Consider the following 20,810-nt stretch of genomic DNA (forward strand, 5'->3'; position numbering starts at 1 on the left):
CTCCATTACTCCACCCCGCCCAGATACGCTTCGAGCACAGCCGGGTCCTGCTGGACATCTTGCGGCAAGCCTTCGGCGATACGCGTGCCGAACTCCATCACCACCAGTCGATCGGTGAGATTCATCACGAAATCCATATCGTGTTCGACCAGCAGCACGCTCATGCCTTCGGCTTTGAGGCGGCGCAGCAAGTCTGCCAATTGCAGTTTTTCCTGGTACCGCAGGCCGGCGGCAGGTTCGTCGAGCAGTAGCAGGGTCGGGTCACAGCACAGCGCGCGAGCAATTTCGAGAATCCGCTGTTGTCCTAGCGCCAGGCTACCCGCCTCGTCATACATATGCTGTTCGAGTCCGACGCGACGAATCTGGCGAGCCGCTTCAGCCATCAAGCGCGCTTCTTCCGCACCGTTCAGGCGCGCGACGCTGCGCCAGACGCCAGCCTGGCCGCGCAGATGCGCGCCGATTGCAACGTTCTCCAAGACCGTCATCCCCGGTAGCAGCTTGACGTGCTGGAACGTTCGGCCAATGCCGCGCTTGACGATTTCACGTGAACTCAGTGAGTCGATACGCTCGCCGCGAAAGGTGATTTCGCCGCTCGTCGCCTGCAGCACGCCCGTCACCAGATTGAAGGTGGTCGATTTGCCGGCGCCGTTCGGGCCGATCAAACCGATGATCTGTCCTGCTTTCACCTCGAAGCTGACATCGTTCACCGCGACCAACCCGCCGAACTGCTTGCGCGCCTTATTCACCGTCAGCAGATCTTCACCTGCGTCCGGCTTGCTGCGTTGCGGCAACGGCTCCGCATGATCCGACAGGTGCGCGCGCGGTCCCTTCGGGAAAAATCGCGCGACAAACGGCCAGACACCCTGCCGAGCGTATTGCAGCAACAGCACCATCAGAATGCCGAACACGATCACTTCGAAGTTGCCGTTCTCGCCGAGCAGCTTCGGCAACAGCGTTTGCAGATAATCCTGCAACACGGTCAGGATCGCCGCACCGAGCACAGCGCCCCAGACATGCGACACGCCCCCCACCACCGCCATGAACAGAAACTCGATGCCGTGGTTCAGACCAAACGGCGTGGGATTCACCGCACGTTGCAGGTGCGCATACAGGAACCCTGAAATCGACGCCAACACCGCGGCATAGACAAAGATCACCACACGCATCCAGCCCGTGTTGACGCCCATCGCTTCGGCCATCATGCCGCCGCCGCGCAAGGCGCGGATCGCCCGCCCTGGCCGGCTATTAAGCAGATTTTGAACAGAAATCACCGCGCCGAGCACCACCACCCAGATCAGGTAATAGATATGGCGGCCGGACTCCAGATTGATACCAAAAACATTCAGCACCGGAATCCCATTGATGCCGTCGTACTTGCCGAGCATCTCCAGGTTGCCGAACAGATAGAACAGCGCGAGCCCCCACGCGATCGTGCCGAGCGGCAGAAAGTGGCCCGATAGCCGCATCGTCACGAGCCCAAGCATCAGCGCAATCAGCGCCGTCACCACCACGCCCGCGATCAGCGCGAGCCATGGCGACACGCCGTACGCCGTCGTCAGATACGCGGTCGCATACGCGCCGATGCCGACGAACGCCGCCTGCCCGAAGCTCGTCATCCCACCGATCCCCGTCAGCAGCACGAGACCGATCGCGACGATCGAATACAGGCCGATGTAGTTGAGCAGCGTCACCCAGTACTCGGGCACATGAATCGGATGTGGCAGAACCGGCAACGCGAACAGCACAACGAGGAACAACCAGAAGAACTTGTTTTGCATGATCCGTTTCATCGTGTCACTCCTCTTCCTCTTCCGAGTGCGGACTGGCCAGACTCCGCCACAACAGCACCGGAATGATCAGCGTGAATACGATCACTTCCTTATAGGCGCTCGCCCAGAACGACGAATACGACTCCAGAAGACCGACGAGGATCGAACCCGCGGCTGCCAGCGGATAGCTGACCAGGCCGCCGATAATCGCGCCCACAAAGCCCTTCAAACCGATCAGGAAGCCCGAGTCGTAGTAGATGGTGGTCAGGGGTGCGACAAGGATGCCGCACAGCGCACCGAGGCCCGCCGCGAGCGTGAACGCGAGGCGCCCCGCTTGCGTCGTGCCGATGCCGACGAGCCGCGCGCCGAGCCGGTTCACGGACGTCGCGCGCAAAGCCTTGCCGGAGATCGAGCGATCGAAGTACAGGTACAGCCCGCCGATCAGCACCACCGCCGTGCCGACCACCCACAGGCTTTGCCCGGAAATCGACAGCGTGCCGAGGTTGAAGGTCGCATCGGAGAACGCCGTGGTGCGCGAGCCTTCCGCACCGAACATCACGAGCCCGAGGCCGACCATCGCAAAGTGCACCGCCACCGCGACGATCAACAGCAACAGCGTGGTCGCCTCCGCGATCGGCTCGTACGCGAGCCGGTAGACGAACGGCCCCATCGGAATCACGATCAGCAGCGTCAGCGCGATCTGCGCGATCATCGGCAGCGGATGCAGGAAAACACCTTGCGTAAGCGCGTACACCGCAATCGGAAACAGCAGATATTTGCCGACCAGCATCACCAGCGTGCGCGCCGCATGCCGGCGTCTTTCGGGATGCCGCACCAGCCCCGCTATCTCGACGACAAAGCATGCCGCGCCCATCGCCATCAACAACCAGCACGTCGCTGGAAATTTTTGTGTCTGCAGTGCGGCGAGCGTCAGCGCGCCGTACGAAACAAACTCGCCCTGCGGGATAAAGATCACCCGCGTCACGGAGAACACCAGCACTAGCGCAAGCGCGAGCAGCGCGTAGATCGCGCCGGTGGTGATGCCGTCCTGCGCGAGGATCGCCGCAATTGATAGATCCATACTTCCTCGTCCTGAAGCGTCGAAGTCAAAACCGGGAACAGTCGTGGCGGCAGAACCCGCGGCCGGCCACTCACCAGCGATGCCTGAAAAAGCGACCGCCGCGCCGGAATACGGCGCAGCGGTCGTTGCCATTGTCATCGAACAGAATGGCAATGCGGCGTCTTGCGCCGCATGTTGCGCGAGAGGCGCGTATCGTTTTTGTTGTTAGTCGTTCAGCAGCTTCCACTTGCCGTCGACGATCTGCACGATCACGCGTGCACGCTTGTCGAGGCCGTTGTGGTCGGTCGTCGTGGTGTTCATGATGCCGTGCGAGACCGGCAGTTCCTTGATGTTTTCCAGTGCACCACGCAGTGCCATACGGAATGCTTCGGTGCCCGGCTGAGCGGTCTTCAACGCGACCGGAATCGCAGCTTGCAGCATCTGGCCGGCGTCCCATGCATGACCGCCGAAGGTCGCCACCGAGCCCGCGCCATACGCTTTCTCATACGCATCCTTGTAGGCTTCAGACGACTTCTTCACCGGATTCGATTCCGGCAGTTGATCCGCCACGAGGATCGGACCGGCCGGCAGGAGTTCGCCTTCGCAATCCTTGCCGCACACGCGCAGGAAGTCGTTGTTGGCGACGCCATGCGTCTGGTAGACCTTGCCCTTGTAGCCGCGCTCCTTGAGCGTCTTGGCCGGCAGCGCCGACGGCGTACCCGCGCCCGCGATCAGCACCGCATCCGGGTTCGCGCCCATCGTCTTCAGCACCTGGCCGGTCACCGAGGCATCGGTGCGGTTAAAGCGTTCATTGGAGACGATCTTCAGATGATGTGCCGCGGCCGCCGCAGTGAAGACGTTGTTCCAGCCGTCGCCGTACGCATCAGCAAAGCCGATGAAGCCGACCGTCTTCACGCCGTGACGCTCCATGTAGTCGGCGATCGCGTCAGCCATCAGGCTGTCGTTTTGCGGCGGTTTGAAGGCCCATGTGCGCTTGGCGTCCATCGGCGAGATGATCGCGGCCGATGCCGCCAGCGAGATCATCGGCGTCTTGCCTTCGGACGCTGCGTCGAGCATCGCCAGCGAATTCGGCGTGACGGTCGAACCGACGATGGCGTCGACGTGGTCTTCGTCGATCAGCTTGCGCGTGTTCTGCACGGCCTTGCCGGTGTCCGATCCATCGTCGAGGATGATGTATTGCACCGTCTTGCCGCCGATCTCTTTCGGCAGCAGCGCGATCGTGTTCTTCTCAGGAATCCCGAGCGACGCGGCCGGTCCCGTGGTGGACAGCGTGACGCCGATTTTCACCTGCGCGAAGGCAGCGCCCGCGCCGCACATCAACGCCATCGCGATACCGGTGCGTACCCACTGCTTTGTCTTTTTCATGCAAGTCTCCAAACGCTTTGAAGCGCGTATCTGTAATCCGGCGCACGGGCCGGGTGTCTGAATCTAGTTATAGGGTTCTGGCATGCCAAGCATGGTTTTCCCTGCTCAATATCAATGCCGTCGCCGCTCTGGTGCCACTCCCCTGCTGCGAACCACTGTTGCGATTTCCAATGCCCGAAACACTAACATGTTAGTAGTATTGCGTTCTGCATCATTCACGGTCAATAGACTGTCGCCCGAATGCGGGTTTGTCCTGAAACGAGCCGCTTAGGCCGCGCTTCGACCACGTTTTCATCTCCGATCCTTCGCTTGTCCAACACACTTCAAGCACCGCCACTCATCAAATGCGGGCAATAAAAAAGACGCGTCAACTGCACGCGTCCTTTTGAGTAGGTTCCGTATCGCTTCGCCTTCGCTCAGTCGCCGGACAGCTTCCACTTGCCGCCAGCGATCTCCACCATCACACGCGCCCGCTGGTCAAGACCAGCGTGGTCGTTCACGCTCATGTTGAAGATGCCGTGGGAAGCAGGCATGTCTTTCGTGTTTTCGAGTGCCGCACGCAGCGCTTCGCGGAACGCAGGCGTGCCCGGCTGACCTTTCTTCAGCGCAAGCGGGATCGCGCGTTGCAACAGCAAGCCTGCATCCCATGCGTGACCGCCGAATGTCGACACCGAACCGGCGCCGTACGCAGCTTCATACGCATGCTTGTACGCGAGCGCAGTCTTCTTCACCGGGTTCGAATCGGGCAACTGATCAGCAACCAGCAGCGGACCAGCCGGCAGATAGGTGCCTTCGCAATCCTTGCCGCACACGCGCAGGAAGTCGTTATTGGCGACGCCGTGCGTCTGATAGTACTTGCCCTTGTAGCCGCGTTCCTTGAGGGTTTTCTGCGGCAACGCGGCCGGTGTGCCCGCGCCGGCGATCAGCACCGCATCCGGGTTCTGCGACATGATCTTCAGCACCTGGCCGGTCACCGAAGCATCGTTGCGCGCAAAGCGTTCGTTCGCGACGATCTTGATCTTCGCGAGATCGGCAGCCTTGCCGAATTCCTTGAACCAGCTCTCGCCGTACGCATCTGCAAAGCCGACAAAGCCGACCGTCTTCACACCGTGATTCGACATATGCTGCGCGATCGCGGTGGCCATCAGAATGTCGTTTTGCGGCGTCTTGAAGACCCACGCGCGCTTCGCATCCATCGGTTCAACGATGCTCGCCGCGGCGGCCATGGAGATCATCGGTGTGGTGCTTTCGGCGGCGACGTCGATCATGGCCAGCGAGTTCGGCACGACGGTCGAGCCGATCAACGCATCCACATGATCTTCGCTGGTGAGCTTGCGCGCGTTCTTGACGGCCTGGGTCGAATCCGTGGCGTCGTCGAGTACGATGTAGTCGATTTTCTGCCCTGCCACTTCTTTAGGCAGCAGCGCGATCGTGTTCTTTTCCGGAATACCGAGCGACGCAGCCGGCCCCGTTGCCGACACCGTGACGCCGATTTTCACGTCCGCGAATGCGTGGCCACTCCATGCCGCGGATACCCCGGTGGCGACTAGTGCCGCGCTCATCCAACGCAATGCCGACTTCATCCCGCTCCTCTATCTACCGCGTTATTCATTTGAATTTAAATCCGCAGATTCAATTCACCGACCGATCGGTCGGTGAATGGCAAGTTTAGCGGACGAAAGCCCCGTGCTGCAAGCATTTTGCAGGGTAATGGCAGATGAAATTCGGGGTGGCTCGGCGAACAAAAAAGGGGCACCGAATTAGCGGAGGAATTGAATGGCGAATAACGAAAAGCACAAATAAAAAGCGCTGTTGGATATCAATCCAACAGCGCTTTCGTCTGGGCACTGAGTGCCTCATTGTCTCCTCGTTCTCCACCTGCAAAATTCGTGGTGCATCAGAACTGCATGAAGATTAAACGAGCACCCTCCCCCTTACAACTAGCAATTACCCTAGTGGTGCACTGCGGCACAAATGTGGGGCACGTTTTGTGCCGATTTAGCGCGAGCCCGACCCGCGCGCAACGCAAGATCCAGTCTGGCCGACTTCACGAGCGCCGAATTATATCGGATGCCAAAGCAATTTAAAATTCAGTGCCGCTCCAGTGCCGTTTCAGGCCCGCAATGGCCGCACTCTCGCGATGATCTCACCGACAATACCGCGCCGGAACGCCAGCACGCAGGCAATGAAAATTACGCCTGTCACGATGGTCACGGATTCGCCCAGCGAGCGGAACCATTCGACGCCCGTCGACGATGCCAGGGCCGTGCCGATATCGCCGAGCCGGTCTTCGAGCGCAACGATCAGCGCCGCGCCGAGCAGCGGCCCGAACAGCGTCCCCATGCCGCCGACGAGCGTCATCAGGATCACGAGACCCGACATGGTCCAGTACGCGTCGCTCAGCGTCTCGAAGCCCTGCACCAGTACCTTGAGCGAGCCCGCCAAACCGGCGATCCCAGCGGACAGAATGAACGCCAGCAGTTTGAAGCGATCGGTATCGTAACCGAGCGACACGGCACGCGGCTCGTTCTCCTTGATCGCTACCAGCACCTGCCCGAACGGCGAGTGCACGATCCGCACGATCAGCAGGAATGCCAGCACCATCACGGCCAGCACGACAAAGTACAGCGTCACGTCCGACGAGAGATCCAGCAAGCCGAACAGCTTGCCGCGCGGCACGCCTTGCAGGCCGTCCTCGCCGTGCGTGAACGGCGCCTGCAGGAACACGAAGTAGACCATCTGCGCGAGCGCCAGCGTCACCATTGCAAAGTAGATGCCCTGCCGGCGGATCGCGAACAGCCCGACCACCAGCCCAAGCAACGTTGCCGTGGCGGTGCCGGCCACCACGCCGAGCTCCGGAGAGAAGCCAAGCGTCTGCATCGCATAACCGGTGACGTAACCGGCCGAGGCGAGAAACATTGCGTGACCGAACGAGAGCAGACCCGTGTAGCCAATCAGCAGATTGAAGGCCGCCGCGAACAACGCGAAGCACAGCACCTTCATGACGAAGAGCGGATAGATGCCGAGCACGGGCACCGCGAGAAGCGCGATCAGCAGCAGACCGTAAAGCACTTTTCTCTGCATCATTTTTCCTTGCCGAAGAGACCCGCCGGGCGCACCAGCAACACGAGCGCCATGATCACGAAGACGACGGTCGCCGACGCTTCCGGGTAAAACACACGCGTCAGCCCTTCGATCACGCCAAGCAGCAGGCCGGTCAGGATCGAGCCCATGATCGAACCCATGCCGCCGATTACGACCACCGCGAACACGGTGATGATCATCGGCTGGCCCATCAACGGCGAGACCTGAATCACCGGCGCGGCAAGCACGCCGGCGAACGCAGCCAGCGCGACGCCGAAGCCATAGGTGAGCGTGATCATCAACGGCACGTTGACACCGAACGCCTCGACCAGCTTCGGGTTCTCGGTGCCCGCGCGCAAGTAAGCGCCGAGGCGCGTCTTCTCGATCACGAACCACGTGGCGAAGCAGACCACGAGCGACGCCACCACCACCCACGCGCGATAGTTCGGCAGGAACATGAAGCCGAGATCGGTTGCGCCGGAGAGCGCCGACGGCACGTCGTATGGCTGGCCGGATGAACCATAGATCGACCGGAACACGCCTTCGACAACCAACGTAAGCCCGAAAGTGAGCAGCAGCCCATATAGATGATCGAGCTTGTACAGCCAGCGCAGCATCGAGCGTTCGATCACGATGCCGAACACGCCGACAATCAGCGGCGCGAGCACCAGCATCACCCAGTACGGCAGGCCGAAATACGACAGGCCCATCCACGCGAGCATCGCGCCGAGCATGAACAACGCGCCGTGCGCGAAATTGATCACGTTAAGCAAGCCGAAGATCACCGCCAGACCCAGGCTCAGAATCGCGTAGAACGAGCCGTTCACGAGCCCCAGCAGCAACTGGCTCAGCATCGCCGGTAGCGGAACGCCAAAGATTTCCATTGAAGCCTTAATCCCTTAAGCCATCGTCCGGGTGAGATCGGTTACGTACGATCCCGCCGGCGTGCGACCGGCGAGCCATCCGCCCGACCGCGCGCGGCATATGAAGCAGCTTGCCGTCAGTCTGTGTACCAAAACGGCGCTATGTATTTCCCGCCAGGCAAAGCAGACAGACGGTCATCTGGTTACCAACCTGCACTCATTTCCACATCGCGCAGCGCGTCTCTGCCTTGGTTGTGAACGCCTGCTCGCCAGGAATCGTCGCAGTGATCTTGTAGTAGTCCCACGGCTCTTTGGATTCGGCCGGCGTCTTCACCTGCATCAGGTACATATCGTGGATCATGCTGCCGTCCTGACGGATGTAGCCCTTCGCGTAGAAGTCGTCGATCTTGGCCTTCTTCAGTTGTGCCATCACCTTGTCGGAGTCGGTCGAGCCGACTGCCTGCACGGCCTTCAGGTAAGTCATGGTCGCCGAATAGTCGGCGGCCTGCAGGCTGGACGGCATCTTCCTCATCTTGTCGAAATAGCGCCGCGCCCACGCGCGCGTGGTGGCGTCCTTGTTCCAGTACCAGCTATCCGTCAGCACCAGGCCCTGGGTCGTTTCCAGACCCAGACTGTGGACGTCGTCGATAAACATCAGCAGTGCGGCCAGCTTCATCGTCTTCGTGATGCCGAATTCCTTGGCGGCCTTGATCGAGTTGATCGTGTCGCCGCCCGCGTTGGCGAGGCCGAGGATCTGCGCCTTCGAAGCTTGCGCCTGCAACAGGAACGACGAGAAATCCGATGCCGAAAGCGGATGACGCACGGTACCCAGCACCTGGCCGCCGTTGGCCTTCACCACATCCGACGTATTCTTTTCGAGTGCCTTGCCGAACGCGTAGTCAGCAGTCAGGAAGTACCACGTCTTGCCACCCTGCTTCGTCACCGCCGAACCGGTGCCCTTGGCGAGCGCCGTCGTGTCGTATGCATAGTGGATCGTGTACGGCGTGCATTGCTCGTTGGTCAGGGTATCGGCGCCTGCACCGATGCTGATATAGACCTTGTGCTTCTCACCGGCCACCGTATTCATCGACAGCCCGGTTGCCGAATTCGTGCCGCCGATCAGCAGATCGACGCCATCCCGATCGAACCATTCGCGCGCCCGCGACGCCGCGATGTCGGCCTTGTTCTGGTGATCGGCATAGACCACCGAGATCGGCTTGCCGTTGACCTTGCCGCCGAAGTCGGCCACGGCCATGCGGATCGCTTCGAGACCGCCCTGGCCATCAATATCCGCATACAGACCCGACATGTCGGTGATGAAGCCGATCTTCACGGCATCGTCAGCGGCCTGCGCGCTGCCCATCGTCAACGCGGCGCCGGCGGCAACCGCGAAACATAGTGTGGCAAGTCGCGCGAGTGGGTTCTTTTTCATTCCTGTCTCCTGGTTTCTTCGCTTGTGGTTATCAGAGGCAATCGGACGTTTCTCGTTACTTTCTGTCTATACGCCCAGTAGGTCGTGCAGTACGGGCATCTTGCTTTCGAGCTCAGCGGCCTCGAAGTGCTCGACGATCGCACCATGCTCCATCACGTAGAAGCGATCGGCGAGTGGCGCGGCAAAGCGGAAATTCTGTTCGACCATCACGACCGTGTAGCCGCGCTCCTTGAGCGTCATGATCATGCGAGCGAGCGCTTGCACGATGACTGGCGCCAAGCCTTCCGAGATTTCGTCGAGCAGCAGCAAACTCGCGCCGGTGCGCAGAATGCGCGCGACCGCCAGCATCTGCTGCTCGCCACCCGAGAGCCGCGTGCCCTGGCTCATGCGGCGCTCCTGCAGATTCGGAAACATCGAATAGATCTCTTCGAGCGACATCATGTGCGCCTTGTCGCCGACGGGCGGTGGCAACAGCAGGTTTTCCTCACACGAGAGGCTCGAGAAAATCCCGCGCTCTTCCGGGCAGTAACCGATGCCGCAATGCGCGATGCGATGTGTGGGCAGGTTGATGGTTTCGCGTCCGCCGATGCGGATCGAGCCGGTGCGCCGGCCGGTCAGCCCCATGATCGCGCGCAGTGTGGTGGTGCGCCCCGCGCCGTTACGGCCCAGCAGCGTGACGACTTCGCCGCGGTTCACCGTCAGATCGACGCCATGCAGGATATGGGACTCCCCGTACCATGCCTGCAAACCCGTGATTTCCAGCGCGGGGGCACCGCCAGCCGTGTCGCTCACTTCGAGACTTTCGCGCTCGGCAATCGTATTCATGCGTGGGCTCCGGCGAGCGCCGCGTCGGCGCTGCCCATATAGGCTTGCATCACGAGCGGATTCTTCGACACTTCGGCATAGCTGCCTTCTGCGAGCACTTCGCCTCGTTGCAGCACGGTGATGGTGTCGGAGATGCCGGCGATCACGTTCATGTTGTGCTCGACCATCAGGATCGTGCGGCCGCTCGATACTTTCTTGATCAAGGCCGTGACGCGATCGACGTCTTCATGGCCCATGCCTTGCGTCGGTTCGTCGAGCAGCATCAACTCGGGCTCCATCGCGAGCGTGGTGGCGATTTCAAGCGCGCGCTTGCGGCCGTAGGACAGTTCTACCGTGAGCACGTCGGCGAAATCGGTCAATCCGACCTGGGTGAGCAAGTCCATTGCCCGATCGTCGAGTTGGCGCAGCGTGCGTTCGCTCTTCCAGAAGTGAAATGCCGTGCCGAGCACGCGCTGCAAACCGATGCGCACGTTCTGCAATGCTGTCAGATGCGGAAATACAGCAGAAATCTGGAACGAGCGGATGATGCCGCGCCGGGCGATTTGCGCGGGACGTTCACTGGTGATGTCGATTCCGTTGAACACGATCTGGCCCGCGGTCGGTTCAAGGAATTTGGTGAGCAGATTGAAGCAGGTGGTCTTGCCTGCCCCATTAGGGCCGATCAGCGCATGGATCGAGCCGCGGCGCACGCGCAGGTTCACCCCGTTCACGGCGATGAAGCCTTTGAACTCGCGGGTGAGGCCGCGCGTTTCGAGAATCGTATCGCCGAGAATCATGTTCCCTTCCATACGGAGTAAGGCGAAGCATTACGATCTTCCGCGCGAACGGCTGCGCGACTTTTATATGACGGCGGCACCCCGTGCCGCTCATTGGCGTACTGCACCAATCCGGACGGTAATCCATGGGCGGCACGCAGCATGGCTGCCATTGTCGCGCCAATGATGCAGCGCATTCATTGGGATTTGCACTTAGTGGATGACGACTGTTTGAAGCGGGCCCGAGGCGTGCTCAAGCGGCACGTCACCCTTGCTCGGGGCCCGCCTGAAGGATGCGCACGCGATGCGTCAACCTTGCTCGGCACGCGCCAAGGGGATCCGCGAGCGATGCGTCCATCGCGCTCGAGGCATGCCAGGGAAAGTCCGAGGCGCGCACCGCGGCCTCGGCTCCCACAGTCACGCCGAGTGTCACACGGCTGACATGGACGGCGCACCGCTAGTCTGAACCAGGACATTGCCGCCCAAGCGTGCGCGGCGGTCTTCGCGGATCATGTCGCTGGCGCGTTCGGCAATCATCAACGTCGGCGAATTGGTGTTGCCCGAAGTGATGGACGGCATGATTGATGCGTCGACCACCCGCAAACCGTCAACACCGATAACTCGTAGGCGATTGTCGACGACCGCGCCGGGATCGTCGGCGGTGCCCATCCGGCAGGTGCCGACCGGATGAAAGATGGTGGTGCCGACCACGCTCGCGGCCTGCTGAAGTTCTTCTTCGGTCTGGTACTGGATACCGGGCAGAATCTCTTCCGGCCGATAGGGCGCGAGCGCAGGCGCCGCGGCAATGCGGCGCGTGAGGCGCAATGCGTTGGCAGCGACGTGCCGGTCGTAATCGGTGGAAAGATAGTTAGGCGCGATCAACGGCGGCGCTGAAGCATCGGCCGATCCGATGTGAATGCTGCCACGCGAGGTCGGCCGCAACTGACACACCGACGCGGTGAATGCATTGAAGCGATGCAACGGTTCGCCGAAGCGATCGAGCGAGAGCGGCTGCACGTGATACTCGAGGTCGGGGCGCGTGAGCGATCTATCATCCGGATCGGATTTGGCGAACGCACCGAGTTGCGATGGCGACATCGACATGGGGCCGCTTTGAAACAGCGCGTACTGCATGCCGATCATCAGCTTCCCCCACCAATGCGCGGAAGCGGTATTGAGCGTGCGCACGCCGTCGACTTTGTAGGCCATACGCAACTGCAGATGGTCCTGCAGATTTTCGCCGACGCCGCGCAGATCCTTCACCACCTCGATGCCGAGATTCTGGAGACGCGCGCCATTCCCGATACCGGAGAGTTCGAGCAATTGCGGCGAGTTGACCGCACCGGAACTGAGGATCACTTCGCAACGGGCTTTGGCGAGATAGTCGGTGTTGTCGCCGCGATATTCGACACCGGTGCAGCGACGTCCTTCGAACACGACGCGCTGTGTGTGGGCACCGGTGATGACAGTGAGATTGGGGCGCTTGAGCGCCGGACGCAGGAAGGCTTTCGACGCATTCCAGCGGATGCCGCGTTTCTGATTGACGTCGAAGTAGCCGACGCCGGTGTTGTCGCCACGATTGAAGTCATCCGTGGCGGGTATGCCGGTTTGTTGCGCGGCTTGTGAAAACTCTTCGAGAATCTTCCATTTCAGGCGTTGCTTTTCGACGCGCCATGGGCCGCCTGCTCCGTGCGATTCGGAGGCGCCGGCGTGGTGGTCTTCGCTGCGTTTGAAGATGGGGAGGACGGCGTTCCAGGACCAGGAGGCGTCGTTGGTGACGCGGGCCCATTCATCGTAGTCCTCGCGTTGGCCGCGCATGTAGATCATGCCGTTGATCGAGGAGCTGCCGCCTAGTACTCTGCCCCGCGGATATGAGAGGGAGCGGCCGTTCAGGCCGGGTTCTGATTGGGTTTTGTAGAGCCAATCTGTGCGGGGATTGCCAATGCAGTAGAGGTAGCCTACCGGCACGTGGATCCAGTGGTAGTCGTCTTTGCCGCCGGCTTCTAGCAGGAGGACTTGTACTTCTGGATCTTCCGATAGGCGGTTGGCGAGGACGCAACCTGCTGTGCCGGCGCCGACTATGATGTAGTCGAATTCGCCTTCCAGGCGGTGGGGTTTTGTTTGTGTGTTTTCTGAGGTGTTCATCGTTTCGTCTCCTAAGCTTTTTTGCCTTCGCGGCGCTTTTTGTCAGTGTTCTTGGGGCGTTGGCCTTTCCTTGATTTGCTAGTGGTCTATTAGCGTTGCCCCTGTGCGGGGCGGCACCTACTTCTCTTTGCTGCTGCAAAGAGAAGTAGGCAAGAGAAAGCAGCTCAAACCGCTAATTCTAAGTGGGCACCGTGGTCTGCAACGGGTAGTGGTGCGACTGGAATCTGGGTTCGTGCCCCTGCACGTGCTTGTGACAAGGGCGTCATACTTCCGGCGGCGCTCCGCGCGCCGACGAGTATTTCATAAAACCATCCGCCCACTCAGTCCCACCCCATTCGCAATCGCTGCCTTCACATCGAGCGCCTAGCACTCGCCACTAACTAGTCAAGCACCTCGCCGAGGCAAAGCCGACGGCCCCCACAAACCTCAACCGAAGCCCCTGGTTTCCCATGCAGACTCGTCCGCGACGCACGCAGTGCGGAGTGGGAACTGATGAATCCTTCGTCACTAACGCGGAATGTGCGAGAACACGGATTCCAGATGCACCACTACCCGTTGCAGACCACGGTGCCCACTTAGAATTAGCGGTTTGAGCTGCTTTCTCTTGCCTACTTCTCTTTGCAGCCGGCAAAGAGAAGTAGGTGCCGCCCCGCACAGGGGCAACGCTAATAGACCACTAACAAAACAAGGAAAGGCCAACACCCCAAGAACACTGACAACAAGCGCCGAACAGGCAAAAACGGCTATTTGGCCACTGGCATAGTGAACTCAGCCCCCTTGGCGATGCTATCCGGCCACCTCTGCATGATGCTTTTATAGCGCGTGTAGAAGCGCACACCTTCTTCCCCATACGCATGGTGATCCCCGAAGAGGGACTTCTTCCACCCACCAAAAGAATGCCACGCCATAGGCACAGGAATCGGCACATTAATCCCCACCATCCCAATCTGGATCTGCCGCGAAAACGCCCGAGCCACGCCACCGTCGGAGGTAAACAACGACACCCCATTAGCAAACTCGTTAGCGTTAATCAGCTCAACAGCAGAAGCAAAATCCGGCACCCGCACAACGCACAACACCGGACCGAAAATCTCCTCGCGATAAATCTTCATATCGGTCGAAACATCATCGAACAACGTGCCGCCAAGAAAGAACCCCTTCTCATGTCCGGCCACCTGATGGCCACGCCCATCGACCACCAGCTTCGCACCAGCCGCAACGCCCGCATCGATATAACCCGCCACTTTCTGGCGATGCGCCGCCGTCACCAACGGCCCCATCTCGGCTTCCGATTCCATACCGTTCAGAATCTTCAGGCTCTTCACCCGCGGTGTCAGTCGCTCGATCAATTCATCGGCAATATGCCCGACCGCAACCGCCACCGAAATCGCCATGCACCGCTCGCCAGCGGAACCGTAGGCAGCGCCAATCAATGCATCGACAGCCTGATCGAGATCCGCATCCGGCATCACCACGAGGTGATTCTTCGCCCCGCCCAAAGCCTGCACGCGCTTGCCGTGCTTCGTGCCTTCCGTATAGATGTATTCGGCAATCGGCGTCGAACCGACAAACGACAACGCGCTCACCTCGGGATGCACGAGCAGCGCATCCACCGCCACCTTGTCGCCATGCACGACGTTGAACACGCCGTCCGGCAAACCGGCTTCCTTGAACAATTCAGCTAGACGGTTCGATGCCGACGGATCACGCTCCGATGGCTTCAGCACAAACGTGTTGCCGCATGCGATCGCCACCGGGAACATCCAGCACGGCACCATCATCGGGAAATTGAACGGCGTGACGCCGGCGACCACGCCCAGCGGCTGACGCAGATTCCAGTTGTCGATGCCGCCGCCGATCTGGTCGGTGAAGTCGGTCTTCAGCAGATTCGGAATGCCGCACGCAAACTCGACGATCTCGATGCCGCGCATCACCTCGCCCTTCGCATCGGAAAAAACCTTGCCGTGCTCACGCGTGATCAACTCCGCCAGTTCGTCATGGTGACGGTCGAGCAATTCCTTGAACTTGAACAGCACACGCGCCCGCTTGATCGGCGCGGTTTCGCTCCATGCAGGAAACGCAGCACTGGCGGCAGCAACCGCCGCATCCACTTCAGCGACGCTTGCCAGCGGCACGCGTGCGCTCACGCTGCCAAGCGCGGGATTGAAGACGTCGCCGAAGCGGCCGCTCGTACCGTCGACCGTCTTGCCATTAATGAAATGGGTCAGCGCGCGTGCGCTCGTCTCGCTCCGGACAGTCTCGTCCTGATATGTCTCGCTCATTTTCTTGTCCTCTTCCTATGAAGGTCTTCCGCCCACCGCGAACGGCTTGATGAACGCAAGCGTACGGCGCTTCGGGGCGACAAATCCAATGAGTAATGCTCAACTGCGCTATAAGCCGAGCTAATATCAGGATATGGACCTGACTCTGCTACGGGCGTTCGTCACCGTCGCACGCGAGGGCAACCTCACGCGTGCCGCGGTGCAGCTTCACCTGACCCAACCTGCCGTCAGCCTGCAAATCAAGCATTTGCAGGAGACGCTCGGCGTGACACTGTTCACGCGGACCTCGCACGGGCTTTCGCTGACACGCGACGGTCAGGCCCTGTTGCCCCACGCCGAACGCGCGCTGGGCGCCGCGAGCGACGTGCAGCGTGCGGCGGCGTCGCTGCGCCACGAAGTGCGCGGCCGTTTGCGGATCGGCACGATTCTCGACCCGGCGTTTCTGCGCCTCGGCGGCTTTCTCAAGCAACTGGTGGAAACCTGGCCGCGCATCGAGACGGCCTTACGCCACGGGATGTCGGGGTGGGTGCTCGAACAGGTTCGTGCGGGTGAACTGGATGTGGGTTACTACATAGGCCTTCCAGCCGATGACGATGCCCGCGACGGCGCCACCTTTCATGCCGTCACGCTCACGCACTTCCAGTACCGCGTGCTGGCGCCGGCAGGATGGAAAGATCGCGTGAAGGGCGCGCGCGACTGGCGTTCGCTCGCCGCACTGCCGTGGATCTGGACGCCGCCCGCGTCCGCCCACAATAGGTTGCTGTCGCGCTGCTTTGGTGAGGCCGGCGTCAAACCGGTTAAGGTGGCAGAAGTGGATCAGGAGCCGTCGATGCTCGATCTGGTCAAGTCAGGTGTCGGTCTGACGCTCGCGCGCGATGCCACCGCGATCGCCGAAGCGCATGCCCACGCGTTGACCATCGTCGAAGGCGTCACCGTGCCGACCCAGCTCAGCTTCATTACGCTCGCCGAGCGGAAGGACGAACCGGCAATTGCAGCGGCGTTGAAGCTGATCGAGCAGCAATGGGCGACTTGAAGATTGCATGAAGGTCGGCATGGAACCATGCCTGAGGGCACCACAACCGCAAGGGCGATATGAGCTGTTCTCATGACAGCCATGCACCATGCGACCGATCGTCATCTCGTCGCGTTTCCTCGCAGACCGCTTTCGGCTGGTGGCGCAAGCGGAGCACCCTCGCTGGCGGTCCATCGAGGTTCGCCTCGAAGCCCACATTTTCTGGCCCCGTCATCTGAAACCACACCGTCACGCACTTTTTGTTAGATTGAGGGTTCGCGCTCACGCGCCGGCCCCGCATCGTTTCTGTTCCGTCTGACTTCGTCCTTCCCGGCAGCTTCGCCCCGGCAACACCGGAAGCTGCCGACCACGCCATCCTTCGACAGGAGCCTGACATGGCACGCAACATTGAAATCAAAGCCCGCGCCCAGCATTTCGAACAACTGCGCGAACGCGCCGCGAAGCTTGCGCCGGACGCGCCGCTGATCTTCCGCCAGCAGGACTTTTTCTACGACGTGCCGCGTGGCCGCCTGAAGCTGCGCCAGTTCGACGACGGCACGCCGGCCGAACTGATCTTCTACCAGCGCGACGACCGCGACGGTCCGAAGGCGTCGTATTACACGCGCAGCCCGGTGACCAACCCTGAAGCGATGCACGCGCTGCTCGCCACGGCGCTAACCACGCGTGGCATCGTCACGAAGGAACGTCACGTTTATCTGACTGGACGTACGCGGATCCATCTGGACCGGGTCGATGGCCTCGGCGACTTCGTCGAACTCGAAGTGCTGCTGGCTCAGGACGACGACGAAGAAGGCGGCCACGCCGAAGCACATGCGATGTTCCAGACCCTCGGCGTACCGGAATCGGATCTGGTGGCCGTGGCCTATGTGGATTTGTTGAGCCCGGACACCAACCCGAAGCAGGCTGCGTAAAACTTAAGCATCACGGGCCGCGGCGACGTCAATCATGGAACCGCGGCCCCGAAGACCCCAAACACCAGAAAGTCCGGGAAGCCCCTGCATCAAGCGGCTGCCGCCCCCGGCGACAGATGACCGAGCGGCAACGGCCCATTGCGCTTGAACGTGGTCAACACGATATTGGAGCGCACACTGTCGACGCCCGGCACACGCATCAACTTCTTCATCACGAACGTCGAGAGATAATTCAGATCGGGCGCGACAATGCGCAGCAGATAATCGGCGTCGCCGACCACCGCGTGACATTCCAGTACTTCCGGCAGCACCTCGATCTGTTGCTGGAATTGCTCGATGATCGAGTCGCCGTGATGCTTCAACTTCAGACTCGTAAACGCCGTCACGCCGAGCCCGAGTTTTTCCGGGCGCAGCACGACGCGATAACCGTCCACCACACCCACCTGCTCCAGGCGCTGCAAGCGCCGCCCAATCTGCGACGGTGACAGCGGCACCTGCTCAGCCAATTGCTGATGGGTCGCCCGGCCGAAGCGCTGAAGCACGTCCAGCAGCGCGAGATCGAAGTGATCGAGTTCTAACATGATTGATATCCGCATTGAATCGGCAATTAATGCACGATTATTGCATATTGACACGCCATAACGCCATCATTGCGCCCTTTCCGCACGCCTACCGCTCTACACTTGCATCACCGTTTCAACCCGCAGACACCGTAGAGCGCGCAGCATCATGTCCACCGCCAACACCGCCAAACTCAAAGAGCAATTCGACGCCGGCCTCGAAACCCACGCCGACTTCACCATCGACCAGCCGACCGAACGATACGGCTCAGTCGACCACGCTGTATGGCAGCAGCTTTATGCACGCCAGACTGCGTTGCTCAAGGGCCGTGTGTGCGATGAGTTTCTGGCAGGCGTCGACTGTATCGGCATGCCGCACGACCGCGTGCCCTCGTTCGACGAAATCAACGCCAAGCTGACGCCCGCGACGGGCTGGCAAATCGTTGCCGTGCCCGGACTCGTGCCCGACCAGGTGTTCTTCGAGCATCTGGCGAACCGCCGTTTTCCCGTGACATGGTGGATGCGCCGCCCCGACCAACTCGATTATCTGCAGGAACCGGACTGTTTTCACGATCTGTTCGGCCACGTACCGCTGCTGATCAATCCGGTGTTCGCGGACTACATGCACGCGTACGGCCGCGCGGCGCTTGCCGCCAATGATACCGGCGCCCTGCCGCTGCTCGCCCGGCTCTATTGGTACACCGTCGAGTTCGGCCTGATCCGCGACGCGGCGAGTCCGAACGGCGTGAAGATCTACGGCGCGGGCATCGTGTCGAGCAAAGGCGAGACGCTCTACAGCCAGCAAAGCGCGGCGCCGAACCGGCTCGACTTCGACCTCGAACGCGTGATGCGCACGCGCTACCGCATCGACACCTTCCAGAAAACCTACTTCGTGATCGACGACTTCGCGCAGTTGTTCAGCGTCGCGCAAACCGACTTCGCGCCATTGCTGGCCAGTCTCGCCGCGCAGCCGGCTTTCGCGGCAGGCGACGTGCTCGAACAAGATCGCGTGATGACGCGCGGCTCGCGGGAAGGCTGGCAAGCCGACGGCGATATCTGACAACACAGCCTGAGCGGGCCGACAGCAGGTTAATTGCATCCGTGAAAAAATAGCGGAGGCGCACGCCTGCCGGCGCGCCTGTTCAGATCAACGAGGTAGCACCATGATTAACAAACTGACTTCCGAAGAACGCGCCACTCAGGTCGCCGAACTGCACGGCTGGCAAGCCGTGGCGGGGCGCGACGCGATCCAGCGCCACTTCAAGTTCGCCGACTTCAACGAAGCATTCGGCTTCATGACGCGCGTGGCGATCAAGGCGCAGGAAATGGATCACCATCCGGAATGGTTCAACGTGTACAACAAGGTGGAGATCACCCTGTCGACGCACGAGGCTAATGGCTTGACCGAGCGGGACATCAAATTGGCCCGATTTATCGACAGTATTACTGCGTAATACAAGCGATCAGGTGCCTTGACGCACGCTGGATCGAACGATTCGACGGTAATGAAAGGGCATTGCAGGCAATCTGGCGCCCAAACCTTCAGTTCTACAGGCTATTATTAAGGCGCACGTAAGAATCCCACGCTTGCCTCGCAAAGCCGTCTAAACGATCCGGTGATAGCGTCTGCTGACGCTGTACAATCATCAGCGCATACGGCTTGGAGAGCGCGCTTGCCTCCTTGCACAGAACGAGTTCGTCGCCGCTCGAAGGTGAGCGGGCGCGCCAGAAGTTGATCGCGGCTTCCAGTTCGTGGATCGTTATCTCGGACATGACTTCGTGGTCGCTCAGTGGCTGCTTGATGGCTACTTCATGGCTGCTCGACAGCTGTTTCGTGGCCGCCTGGTGCCAGTTCGGCACGGCCACGCGGCACACTGCCTGTGCAGCAGGCGCTCCGGCGAACCGCTTGCCCAAACGCCTAAAACCATTGTACTTGAGCGAAATCCATGCGACTCCTTCTGATCGAAGATGACCGCCCCATCGCACGCGGCATCCAAAGTAGTCTCGAACAAGCCGGCTTCACCGTCGACATGGTCCATGACGGCATTTTCGCCGAACAGGCCCTCACCCAAAACCGCCACGAGCTGGTGATTCTCGATCTGGGCCTGCCCGGTATCGACGGCATGACGCTGCTCGCGCGCTTTCGTCAGAGCAATCGTCACACGCCGGTGATTATCCTCACCGCGCGCGACGAGTTGAACGACCGCGTGCAAGGCCTGAATTCCGGCGCGGACGACTACATGCTAAAGCCGTTCGAACCCACCGAACTCGAAGCGCGCATCCGCGCCGTGATGCGCCGCAGCGGTCCGCATGGCGACATGCCGCGCCCGGAAGTGTCGTTGGGCGGTGTGCGTCTGTCGGGCGTCGATCGCCGCATTTTTAACGACGACAAGCCGCTCGAGCTGTCGCCGCGCGAATTCGCGGTGCTCGAAATGCTGCTGCTGCGCCACGGCCGCGTGGTCAGCAAGGCTCAGTTGCAAGACCATCTGACGCACTTCGGCGGCGATCTCGGCGATACCGCGATCGAAGTTTATGTGCACCGGGTGCGTAAAAAGCTCGAAAACTGCCGTGTCGAAATCGTCACGGTGCGTGGCTTCGGTTACCTGTTGCAGGAAATCCGTCAGGCCGCATAATCGTTGCAAGGGCCGCAATCCGAATTGCGGCCCGACAGCGCCGGGCCGGCGCCGCGCACTCAGTGCGCAATT

Annotated in this window: 18 protein-coding genes; 5 read left to right on the forward strand and 13 right to left on the reverse strand. The window is 60.8% G+C overall.

Annotated elements, in window-relative coordinates; translation table 11 throughout:
• Window positions 1-5: 5 nt before the first annotated feature.
• The 11 genes from FSO04_RS05510 to FSO04_RS05560 all read right to left on the reverse strand — a co-directional run bounded on the left by FSO04_RS05510 (window position 6) and on the right by FSO04_RS05560 (window position 15,601).
• The gene (locus FSO04_RS05510; protein WP_154558731.1) at window positions 6-1,790 is read right to left on the reverse strand and encodes a branched-chain amino acid ABC transporter ATP-binding protein/permease; all 1,785 of its coding nucleotides are present in this window, start codon (window positions 1,788-1,790) and stop codon (window positions 6-8) included.
• A 4-nt stretch (window positions 1,791-1,794) separates the two neighbouring features.
• The gene (locus FSO04_RS05515) at window positions 1,795-2,850 is read right to left on the reverse strand and encodes a branched-chain amino acid ABC transporter permease (RefSeq protein ID WP_054038592.1); all 1,056 of its coding nucleotides are present in this window, start codon (window positions 2,848-2,850) and stop codon (window positions 1,795-1,797) included.
• A 204-nt stretch (window positions 2,851-3,054) separates the two neighbouring features.
• Window positions 3,055-4,215 carry an ABC transporter substrate-binding protein gene (locus FSO04_RS05520; protein WP_154558732.1) on the reverse strand — a complete coding sequence of 387 codons (1,161 nt, stop codon included), beginning with the start codon at window positions 4,213-4,215 and terminating at the stop codon, window positions 3,055-3,057.
• 416 nt (window positions 4,216-4,631) lie between these two features.
• Complete coding sequence (locus FSO04_RS05525; RefSeq protein WP_154558733.1) at window positions 4,632-5,798, reverse strand: ABC transporter substrate-binding protein; 1,167 nt, start codon at window positions 5,796-5,798, stop codon at window positions 4,632-4,634.
• A 529-nt stretch (window positions 5,799-6,327) separates the two neighbouring features.
• Window positions 6,328-7,299 carry a branched-chain amino acid ABC transporter permease gene (locus tag FSO04_RS05530; RefSeq protein ID WP_154558734.1) on the reverse strand — a complete coding sequence of 324 codons (972 nt, stop codon included), beginning with the start codon at window positions 7,297-7,299 and terminating at the stop codon, window positions 6,328-6,330.
• Window positions 7,299-8,183, reverse strand: a complete 885-nt coding sequence (locus FSO04_RS05535; protein ID WP_054038594.1) for a branched-chain amino acid ABC transporter permease — start codon at window positions 8,181-8,183, stop codon at window positions 7,299-7,301. Before FSO04_RS05535 ends, FSO04_RS05530 begins: the two co-directional genes overlap by 1 nt.
• 196 nt (window positions 8,184-8,379) lie before the next feature.
• Window positions 8,380-9,594 (reverse strand): ABC transporter substrate-binding protein, encoded by a 1,215-nt coding sequence (locus FSO04_RS05540; RefSeq protein WP_154558735.1) that lies wholly within the window; start codon window positions 9,592-9,594, stop codon window positions 8,380-8,382.
• A 66-nt stretch (window positions 9,595-9,660) separates the two neighbouring features.
• Window positions 9,661-10,419, reverse strand: coding sequence for an ABC transporter ATP-binding protein (locus FSO04_RS05545; RefSeq protein WP_154558736.1), 759 nt, complete (start codon window positions 10,417-10,419; stop codon window positions 9,661-9,663).
• Window positions 10,416-11,195: an ABC transporter ATP-binding protein gene (locus FSO04_RS05550; protein WP_054038612.1), complete on the reverse strand. Its 780-nt coding sequence runs from the start codon at window positions 11,193-11,195 to the stop codon at window positions 10,416-10,418. The genes FSO04_RS05545 and FSO04_RS05550 overlap by 4 nt, the downstream gene beginning before the upstream one ends.
• Window positions 11,196-11,603: 408 nt before the next feature.
• The gene (locus tag FSO04_RS05555; protein ID WP_154558737.1) at window positions 11,604-13,319 is read right to left on the reverse strand and encodes a GMC family oxidoreductase; all 1,716 of its coding nucleotides are present in this window, start codon (window positions 13,317-13,319) and stop codon (window positions 11,604-11,606) included.
• A 743-nt stretch (window positions 13,320-14,062) separates the two neighbouring features.
• The gene (locus FSO04_RS05560) at window positions 14,063-15,601 is read right to left on the reverse strand and encodes a CoA-acylating methylmalonate-semialdehyde dehydrogenase (protein ID WP_154558738.1); all 1,539 of its coding nucleotides are present in this window, start codon (window positions 15,599-15,601) and stop codon (window positions 14,063-14,065) included.
• A gap of 133 nt (window positions 15,602-15,734) precedes the next feature.
• Here FSO04_RS05560 and FSO04_RS05565 point away from each other — a divergent pair, with 133 nt between their 5' ends.
• Window positions 15,735-16,634, forward strand: coding sequence for a LysR family transcriptional regulator (locus tag FSO04_RS05565; protein WP_154558739.1), 900 nt, complete (start codon window positions 15,735-15,737; stop codon window positions 16,632-16,634).
• A gap of 374 nt (window positions 16,635-17,008) precedes the next feature.
• A complete protein-coding gene (locus tag FSO04_RS05570; protein WP_154558740.1) occupies window positions 17,009-17,545 on the forward strand; it encodes a class IV adenylate cyclase in 537 nt (178 codons plus the stop codon).
• An 89-nt stretch (window positions 17,546-17,634) separates the two neighbouring features.
• Here the strand turns inward: FSO04_RS05570 and FSO04_RS05575 are convergent, their stop codons facing one another.
• A complete protein-coding gene (locus tag FSO04_RS05575; protein WP_054042727.1) occupies window positions 17,635-18,126 on the reverse strand; it encodes an Lrp/AsnC family transcriptional regulator in 492 nt (163 codons plus the stop codon).
• Window positions 18,127-18,274: 148 nt separating this feature from the next.
• On the opposite strand from FSO04_RS05575, the gene phhA reads away from it, so the two are divergent.
• Window positions 18,275-19,165: a phenylalanine 4-monooxygenase gene (gene phhA, locus FSO04_RS05580; protein ID WP_154558741.1), complete on the forward strand. Its 891-nt coding sequence runs from the start codon at window positions 18,275-18,277 to the stop codon at window positions 19,163-19,165.
• A 49-nt stretch (window positions 19,166-19,214) separates the two neighbouring features.
• Complete coding sequence (locus FSO04_RS05585) at window positions 19,215-19,559, forward strand: 4a-hydroxytetrahydrobiopterin dehydratase (protein ID WP_266238879.1); 345 nt, start codon at window positions 19,215-19,217, stop codon at window positions 19,557-19,559.
• 94 nt (window positions 19,560-19,653) lie between these two features.
• On the opposite strand, the gene FSO04_RS05590 is transcribed toward FSO04_RS05585, so the two are convergent.
• A complete protein-coding gene (locus FSO04_RS05590; RefSeq protein WP_054042765.1) occupies window positions 19,654-19,878 on the reverse strand; it encodes a DUF3717 domain-containing protein in 225 nt (74 codons plus the stop codon).
• 173 nt (window positions 19,879-20,051) lie between these two features.
• On the opposite strand from FSO04_RS05590, the gene FSO04_RS05595 reads away from it, so the two are divergent.
• Window positions 20,052-20,738, forward strand: a complete 687-nt coding sequence (locus FSO04_RS05595) for a response regulator transcription factor (protein ID WP_028197606.1) — start codon at window positions 20,052-20,054, stop codon at window positions 20,736-20,738.
• Window positions 20,739-20,810 lie beyond the last annotated feature (72 nt).

The sequence above is a fragment of the Paraburkholderia madseniana genome, from assembly GCF_009690905.1.
Lineage (GTDB): Bacteria > Pseudomonadota > Gammaproteobacteria > Burkholderiales > Burkholderiaceae > Paraburkholderia > Paraburkholderia madseniana.